Origin of the sequence: Actinokineospora sp. (assembly GCF_050699995.1) — a bacterium.
Classification (GTDB): Bacteria; Actinomycetota; Actinomycetes; order Mycobacteriales; family Pseudonocardiaceae; genus Actinokineospora.
On sequence record NZ_JBOHGC010000288.1, the window covers coordinates 1 to 6,936 of the forward strand.

Sequence of the window (6,936 nt, forward strand, 5' to 3'; positions counted from 1 at the left end):
TTCGGCCTCGCCGAAGACCGCAGGCATGTGAGGCTGCCCCGCATCGGGGTCATCCGCACCCACGAGTCGACCCGCACACTGGCCCGGCACGTCGAGCGCGGCACCGCCCGGATCCGCTCGGCCACGATCACCTACCGGAGTGGGCGGTGGTTTTGTGCGTTCTCCGTGGAGATCGACCGCCAGGATCGAGCCCCGACCCGACCGGACACGGTGGTCAGGGTGGATCTCGGGATCACGTCGCTGGCGGTGCTCTCCACCGGCGAGGTCATCGCCAACCCGAGGCACCTCGACGTGGCGTTGCGGGAGTTGCGCAGGTTGGGGCGGCAGGCTCGCGTCGGACCGGCCCGGACCGGCGCACCCACCGTGCCCCTCGGTGCGGTGGCGCAAGACCCAAGCGCGGATCGCCCTGCACACGGCGGTGGCTGACGCCCGCCGCGACGGGCTGCACAAGCTGTCGAGCCGCCTGGTCCGCACCCACGGCACGATCGTGCTCGAAGACCTTCACGTGGCCGGGATGCTGGCCAACCGGCGCCTGGCCCGGCATGTCGCCGGGGTCGGGATGGGGGAACTGCGCCGGCAGATCACCTACAAAACGGGGTGGGCCGGGGGCCGTGTGCATGTGGCGGACAGGTGGTTCCCGTCGTCGAAGACCTGCTCGGCCTGTGGCGCGGTGAAAAGCCAAGCTGCGCCTGTCCGAACGGACGTTCCACTGCGACCAGTGCGCGTTCACGCTTGATCGTGATCTCAACGCCGCCCGCAACCTCGCCCAACTGGTGGGCGAGGTCGCGGGTGGCATGTCCTCCCCGAGTTGCGGGGCGACACGAAACGAGCCCGATGGAAACCCATGTCAGACCCGCGTCATGCGGGCAGCGGGTACCGCCACGGGAAGACCCACGAGGTCAACGCCGCACCGCGAGGTGACGGCTCACGACACGTCATCACACGTTTCGTGAACGGTTCGAGGTCGAAAGCGCGACCGGCCGCACACGTGGCGTGGTCAACCCGCTGACCGCGCCCACGCACGCGATCACCTGCGGGTGCTGAAAGCGTTTCAGCAGGCCGGAGCGGGGTAGCCAGAAGGGATCCGTTTTGTTCCTTTCGCTCCGGAAGGAGACGACATGTCAACCGGCACGATCATCGGCATCGTCATCGCCGTCGTCGTGCTCCTCGTGGTGATCGCGGTCCTGGCCATGATGCGCAGGCGCCGCACGCACCTGCGCGAGCAGTTCGGCGCGGAGTACGACCGCACCGTGCGCGAACACCCGCGCCGCGAGGCCGAGCGGGAGCTGGCCCAGCGCGAGAAGCGGCACGCGAAGCTCGACATCAAGGAGCTCTCGCCGACCCTGCGCGACCGCTACTCCCAGCACTGGGCGCTCGTGCAGGAGCAGTTCGTCGACCGGCCCAGCCCGTCGGTCGAGGAGGCCGACCGGCTCGTGACCGCGCTGATGGCTGAGCGGGGTTACCCCACGGAGGACTACGACCAGCAGGTCGCGGACCTGTCCGTCGGCCACGCCCAGACCTTGGAGCACTACCGCGAGGCGCACGAGATCAAGGAGCGCAACGCCAGCACCCAGGTCTCCACCGAGGAACTGCGCGCCGCGATGGTCCATTACCGAGCGCTGTTCGACGACCTGCTCGGGCCCGCCGAACACCGTACAAACCAGCGATAGCCGCGGAGGCATCCGTGCGACACGACACCGAACACCAAGATCCCCGACGACAACAAGATGAACGAGAGCGGAGCCAGAACCCACCGGATGTCGACTTATCGCAATCGGATGAGGACAAACGGACGATGGAGGACAGCCGCTCCGCCGATGTCCCCACTCGACGGGCGCCCACGCACGACGAGACCCCGGACGCCCGGCCCGGACAACCTCGCGGGCCGATGGCAAGACAGCCGGGCGGGTCGATGGGTCCGGGACAGCCCGGCGGCGCGGGCATGACCCAGCCGCACGGGGGCCTGGTCCCGCCCACCGAGGCCGACATGTCGGTCCCGCCAGGCGAGGCGTCCGTCGCGCGGGAAGCGAGCCGTCCCGCCGCGGGCCCGCGGTCCACGGACCGCATCGCGCCTGAGGTCGACCAGTCCGATCGCGCCGGGCAGCCCGGCAAGATGTTCCAGTCCGAGGAGGCGACGCGGCTGCGCGGTGAGTGGCAGCGGGTTCAGGCGACCTTCGTCGACAACCCCCAGGAAGCGGTGCGGGGAGCGGACGCGCTGGTCACCGAGGTGATCCAGAGCCTGCAGAACTCGATGGCCGACCGCCACAAGGCACTGCGCCGGTCGACTCAGGACACCGAGGAACTGCGTCAATCTCTTCACCAGTACCGAGCCCTGCTCGACCAACTGCTGGACGCGTGACAAAACCGCGAGTCGTCCTTCCAACCCCCGGCGGAAGGGCGGCTCGCGGTTTTGTCGTACGGGTGCGGCAGACTGGCGGTGTCGAAAGGAGTTCCTGTGTACGCCTTGTTCGACACGGCCATCGGTCGCTGCGGTGTGGCGTGGGGGCCGAACGGGATCACCGCTGTCCAACTCCCGGAGAAGGACGACTCGGCCACGGTTCGGCGCCTGGGAGCCGGCGAGGAGAGCGACCCTCCCCCGCAGGTGCTTGAGGCGATCGAGCGAATGACGGCGCTGCTGGCGGGTGAGGCCGACGACCTCGCCGACATCGTGCTCGACCCCGCCGGGATTCCCGAGTTCCACCAACAGGTCTACCGCGTCGCCCGGGCCATCCCGCCGGGCCGGACGCTCACCTACGGCGAGGTCGCCCGCGAGCTGGGCATGCCCGGTTCGGCGCAGGCCGTGGGCCAGGCGCTGGGCCGCAACCCGTACCCGATCATCGTTCCGTGCCACCGGGTGCTCGGCGCGGGCGGCAAGATCGGCGGGTTCTCCGCGGGCGGCGGGTCCGCGACGAAACTCCGCATGCTCACCATCGAGGGCGCGGCGCCCAACGGGCAGCCGTCACTGTTCTGACGGAGCCGAGGGGGCCGGGTGCCCCCTCGGCTGCGGCCTTCAGCTCGTGTAGTCCGCCACCAGGCTCACGCCCGAGTAAGCGGAGTAGCCGTACATGGTCACGTGGTACGTGCCCGCCTGCGCCGTGCTGAACGCGCACCGCTCGGTGGACGAGCCGGCGACCGACCGGCAGTCGTAGGAAGTGGTCGACGCCGCGCTGCCGAACCTCACGTACAGGTCCATGTCGCCCGTGCCGCCCGAGGTCGAGAACGACAGGTTCGTCGCGCCCGCCGGGACGGCCAGGGTGTACGCGGTCGACGATCCGGACGCGCCGGACAGGCCGGTGACCGCGACGCCCTTGGTCAGCTGGTTGGTCGGCGTCGCGGCGCCGCCGCGGAAGGCGGCGATGGTGGCCTTCGTCTGCTCGAGGACGCGCGCGTTGTCACTGCGGTCGGTGGTGCCCATCGCGACCCCGTTGTAGGTCTTGCGCGGGTTCGACCAGTGGTTGAGGCGCGGGCAGCTCGACGAGCAGTTGTAGGCCATGATCGTGCGCCACGAGCTGCCATAGCGGTAACCGTGGCCGTAGGCGTACGGCGTGTTGTTCGAGTCGGTCGCCGGGTCGTGCCGGGCGGACTGCAGGTGGCCGATCTCGTGGCCGAAGCTGTAATACCCGGTCGCGCAGCTGCGGGCCACCACGGCGAACGCGGTCGCCGCCGAGGAGCCGATGCCCGAGGCGATGCCACACGACGAACTGGCGTTGAGGACCAACACGTTCACGTCGGCGGCGTGCTGGTCGCGCAGGGCGTGCACGCCGTCCATGTAGCCGTCGCTGGTGTTGCGGAAGCGGCTGAGGTCGGTCGACATGCCCGCCTCGGTGTAGTTCACCGTCGAGTAGTGGGCCAGTTCCAGGGTGATCCCGACCCCGGAGTTGAGGTAGCCCTTGTTGGTCTCGGAGACGGCCAGGTCGACCAGCGCGCGCATGTCACCGCTGTAGCCGTTCACGGCCTGCTGGGTCGCGACGACCTGGACCCGGATCACCGTGTTCGCGGCGATGCTGGAGCTTTCCGTCGCGGGCATGGCGATCGTCGGCAGGCCGCCCGCGACCCGCGGGTGGTCCTGCGGCATCTTCGACTCATCGACCTTGAGCACCGCGTGCCTGCCGCCCGCAACCGGGTGGATCTGGTACAGCACACCGGAAACCCGGACCGTGCCGGTGACACCGTCGCCCGAACGCAGCAGCGTCACGGAGTTGTACTCGTCGGTGCCGACCTCGGCCGGACCGCCCGCGCGGGCGATCGCGGTCTCGCGCACCTGCCCGGTCCACAGCGTGTTGCCGCTTCCCGTGGTGCTCGCGTTGTCGCACACCGCGGTGACCGTGCGGTCGCCCAGGTCCAGCGAGATCAGCTCGGTGCCCGAGCCGACCGCGGCTGCGTTGGCGCGCTTGATCCGGACCGCCGCGTTGGCGGACCGTTCCTTGCGCAGGTTCTCCGCCTGGCTCACGTCGAGCGCGGTCGTGTCCTCGGCGAAAAGGGGGACGGCCACTGGGCGGGGCTCTGCGGAAGCGGTGGGCAGGACAGCCAGGAAACTCACACCCAGTCCGAGAACTGCGAGTGTGGACAGGGTTTTCCGTCGTCGCTTCATTACTCTCCCTCGCGCGGCAACCCGACGCGTGCCCCACGCGAGCAGGGGTCGGTGCGCAAGCGGTCGCGCACGGCGAGGCAGGCGCCGTGGTTGGTAATGAGATTCGGACGTTATCCACGCGATCCCGCCGTGCACAGACGCGCGACAGGGTTACCGCTTACCAGATAAAGGAAAGTGGCGGTTTAGCGACGTTGTGCATGGAGTCGGTCAGCGATTCTGGTCGCCGGGCAGCGGAACGTACTCGACCACACCGTCCACAATGGACGACTTGAGTTCCCCGCGGACCACCAGCACATCGAGGTGCGCCGCAGTCTCCCCCACCGCGAGCGTGCGGTTGAAGGTGTCCAATTCATCGAAAGCGCGACCGCGCCGGGTCCACGTGAGCCGGCTCGCAGCCTCGAACGCCGTCGCCGCGCCTTCGCGGACGACGGCCTCGGTCGCGGCGAGGCGCTCCTCGTGGTGCAGGAGCAGTTCGTCGACGCGGGTGTGGACGCTGTCGGTCACCGGGCCGTGCGCGGGCAGCAGGCGCATGTCCGGCAGGGTGCGCATGAGCCGCAGCGAGTCGAGGTAGGCGCCCAGCGGCAGTTCCGCGCGGGCGGGCTCGAACCCGATCGACGGGGTGATGTGCGGCAGCACGTGGTCACCGGAGAACAGCAGCGACGCGGCCGGGTCGGCGAACACGACGTGGCCGCGGGTGTGGCCGGGGGTGGGCACGGCCCGCAGGGTGCGGTCGCCGACCTCGATGTCCTGGGAGCCGGGGATCCAGTCGTCGGGCAGTTCGTAGGTCGCCCTGGCCTGGTCGGCGTTGTCCCGGGTGTAGAGACCCCGCAGCTTCTCCACCAGGTCCGTGGCGCCCCAGCGGGCGATCTCGGCGAGCTGCGCGTCCCCGGAGCCTGCGCGCACGGCGTCGAAGTTCGGCTGCTCCCCGACCCCGAGCGCGATCCGCGCGCCGAACAGCCGCCGCAGCTCGACAGCCAGCGTGTAGTGGTCGCGGTGCATGTGGGTGATCAGGAACCGGCTGATGTCCTCGAACCCGAACCCGATCGAGCCAAGGGACGATTCCAGCAGGTCACGGGCCTCTTGCAGGGCCCAGCCGGAGTCGATGAGGACCAGCCCGCCCGCGCTTTCGACCGCGTAGACGTTGACCGCGTGCAGGCCGTCGTTCGGCAGTGGGAGCGGGATCCGGTGCACCCCAGGGGCGACTGGAAACGCGCCTGGCTCGGTCCACGGACCTGTTCCCGCACCCATTGTCGCCTCCCGAAGTAGTTGCCTCACGCAACGGTTAGTTCACCGAACAGTAGCAAGCCGCGCCGCGAGTCCCTATGGTTCCTCGCGGGAACGCAGGAGGGAGCGGTATGCCGGTCGACCGCGAGACCAGCGACAGCAGGCGCCTGTCCCAGGCCTTGTCGACGGGCCCGTTCAGCCTGGCCCTGCGGCTCGCGCTCAAGTCGAGCGGCCTGAGCCTGGACCGCGTCCAGTTCCGCCTCCGCGAACGCGACGCGGCGGTGAGCAAAACGGCGCTGAGCAACTGGCAGAGCGGCCGGACCCAGCCAGAACGCCCCGACTCGCTGCGCGCGCTGGCCGTGTTGGAGGACATGGTCGGCGTCCCCCCGGGTGCGCTGTCGAGCCTGCTGGGCCCACCACGCCCCCGCGGCCGCTGGCTCACCCAAAGCCCCGGCGAAATGCGCGCCGACCAGGCCTGGGCCCGACCGGACGGCCTGGCCAGAGCGCTGCAGCGGATGGGCACCGGCATCGAGGCGATCAACCGGGTCGCCAAGATCGCCACCCACCTCACCTCGACCGTGGACGCCCAACGGCGGATGCGGACCGTAGGCCACCACATCGTCTTCCGCGCCGAACGCGACGGGACAGACCGCTACACCGGGGCATACCGAAGCGACGTCGGCGACTGCCTCGACATCACCGACACCATCGGCTGCCGCCTCGGCCGCAGACGCCAGGACGCCGAAACCGGTTTCACCACGTACGAACTGCTACTGGACCACCCCGCCCGCGCGGGAGACCTCGTCACGATCGGCTTCACGGTCCAAACCGACGCCGAGGAGCGCTACCACTCGCAGCGCCTCGGCAGGCTGTGCCGGGTTTACTCGGTGCAGGTCCAGTTCGACCCCACCGCCCTGCCGGTGCGGGTTTACCGGACGTACCTGCCCACCATCGGGGATGTCCCGCAGGAAGAGGTAGAAGTCCCCCTGGGCACCAGCTGCGCCGCACAGTTCGCGGTGTTGGACCCGGTGCCCGGCATCTACCGACTGGCCTGGGACTGGGACTGTCGGGGGGGGGGGGGGGGGGGGGGGGGGGGGGGGGGGGGGGGGGGGGGGGGGGGG

General features: G+C 70.0%; 8 protein-coding genes and 1 pseudogene. 7 read left to right on the forward strand and 2 right to left on the reverse strand.

Features of this window, described 5'->3' with window-relative positions:
- The 6 genes and pseudogenes from ACRDSQ_RS14305 to ACRDSQ_RS14330 form a co-directional block, all read left to right on the forward strand.
- Positions 1–426: pseudogene (locus tag ACRDSQ_RS14305) on the forward strand (hypothetical protein); the annotation flags it as partial.
- On the forward strand, positions 419–736 hold the full coding sequence (locus ACRDSQ_RS14310; protein WP_431421555.1) for a zinc ribbon domain-containing protein: 318 nt from the start codon (positions 419–421) through the stop codon (positions 734–736). The pseudogene ACRDSQ_RS14305 and the gene ACRDSQ_RS14310, both read left to right, overlap by 8 nt.
- A complete protein-coding gene (locus tag ACRDSQ_RS14315) occupies positions 690–953 on the forward strand; it encodes a zinc ribbon domain-containing protein (protein ID WP_431421565.1) in 264 nt (87 codons plus the stop codon). Before ACRDSQ_RS14310 ends, ACRDSQ_RS14315 begins: the two co-directional genes overlap by 47 nt.
- 165 nt (positions 954–1,118) lie before the next feature.
- Entirely contained in the window at positions 1,119–1,670 is a 552-nt protein-coding gene (locus ACRDSQ_RS14320; protein ID WP_431421556.1) for a hypothetical protein, read from the forward strand.
- Between the two features lie 125 nt (positions 1,671–1,795).
- A complete protein-coding gene (locus tag ACRDSQ_RS14325) occupies positions 1,796–2,359 on the forward strand; it encodes a hypothetical protein (protein WP_431421558.1) in 564 nt (187 codons plus the stop codon).
- 96 nt (positions 2,360–2,455) lie between these two features.
- Entirely contained in the window at positions 2,456–2,971 is a 516-nt protein-coding gene (locus ACRDSQ_RS14330; RefSeq protein WP_431421560.1) for a methylated-DNA--[protein]-cysteine S-methyltransferase, read from the forward strand.
- Positions 2,972–3,010: 39 nt separating this feature from the next.
- On the opposite strand, the gene ACRDSQ_RS14335 is transcribed toward ACRDSQ_RS14330, so the two are convergent.
- Both ACRDSQ_RS14335 and ACRDSQ_RS14340 read right to left on the reverse strand, forming a co-directional pair.
- Positions 3,011–4,591: a M12 family metallo-peptidase gene (locus ACRDSQ_RS14335; protein WP_431421562.1), complete on the reverse strand. Its 1,581-nt coding sequence runs from the start codon at positions 4,589–4,591 to the stop codon at positions 3,011–3,013.
- 207 nt (positions 4,592–4,798) lie between these two features.
- The gene (locus ACRDSQ_RS14340; RefSeq protein WP_431421563.1) at positions 4,799–5,839 is read right to left on the reverse strand and encodes an MBL fold metallo-hydrolase; all 1,041 of its coding nucleotides are present in this window, start codon (positions 5,837–5,839) and stop codon (positions 4,799–4,801) included.
- A 107-nt stretch (positions 5,840–5,946) separates the two neighbouring features.
- Between ACRDSQ_RS14340 and ACRDSQ_RS14345 the strand changes: the two genes are divergently transcribed.
- Positions 5,947–6,936: hypothetical protein (locus ACRDSQ_RS14345; protein WP_431421564.1), on the forward strand; the 990-nt coding region annotated here is incomplete at its 3' end.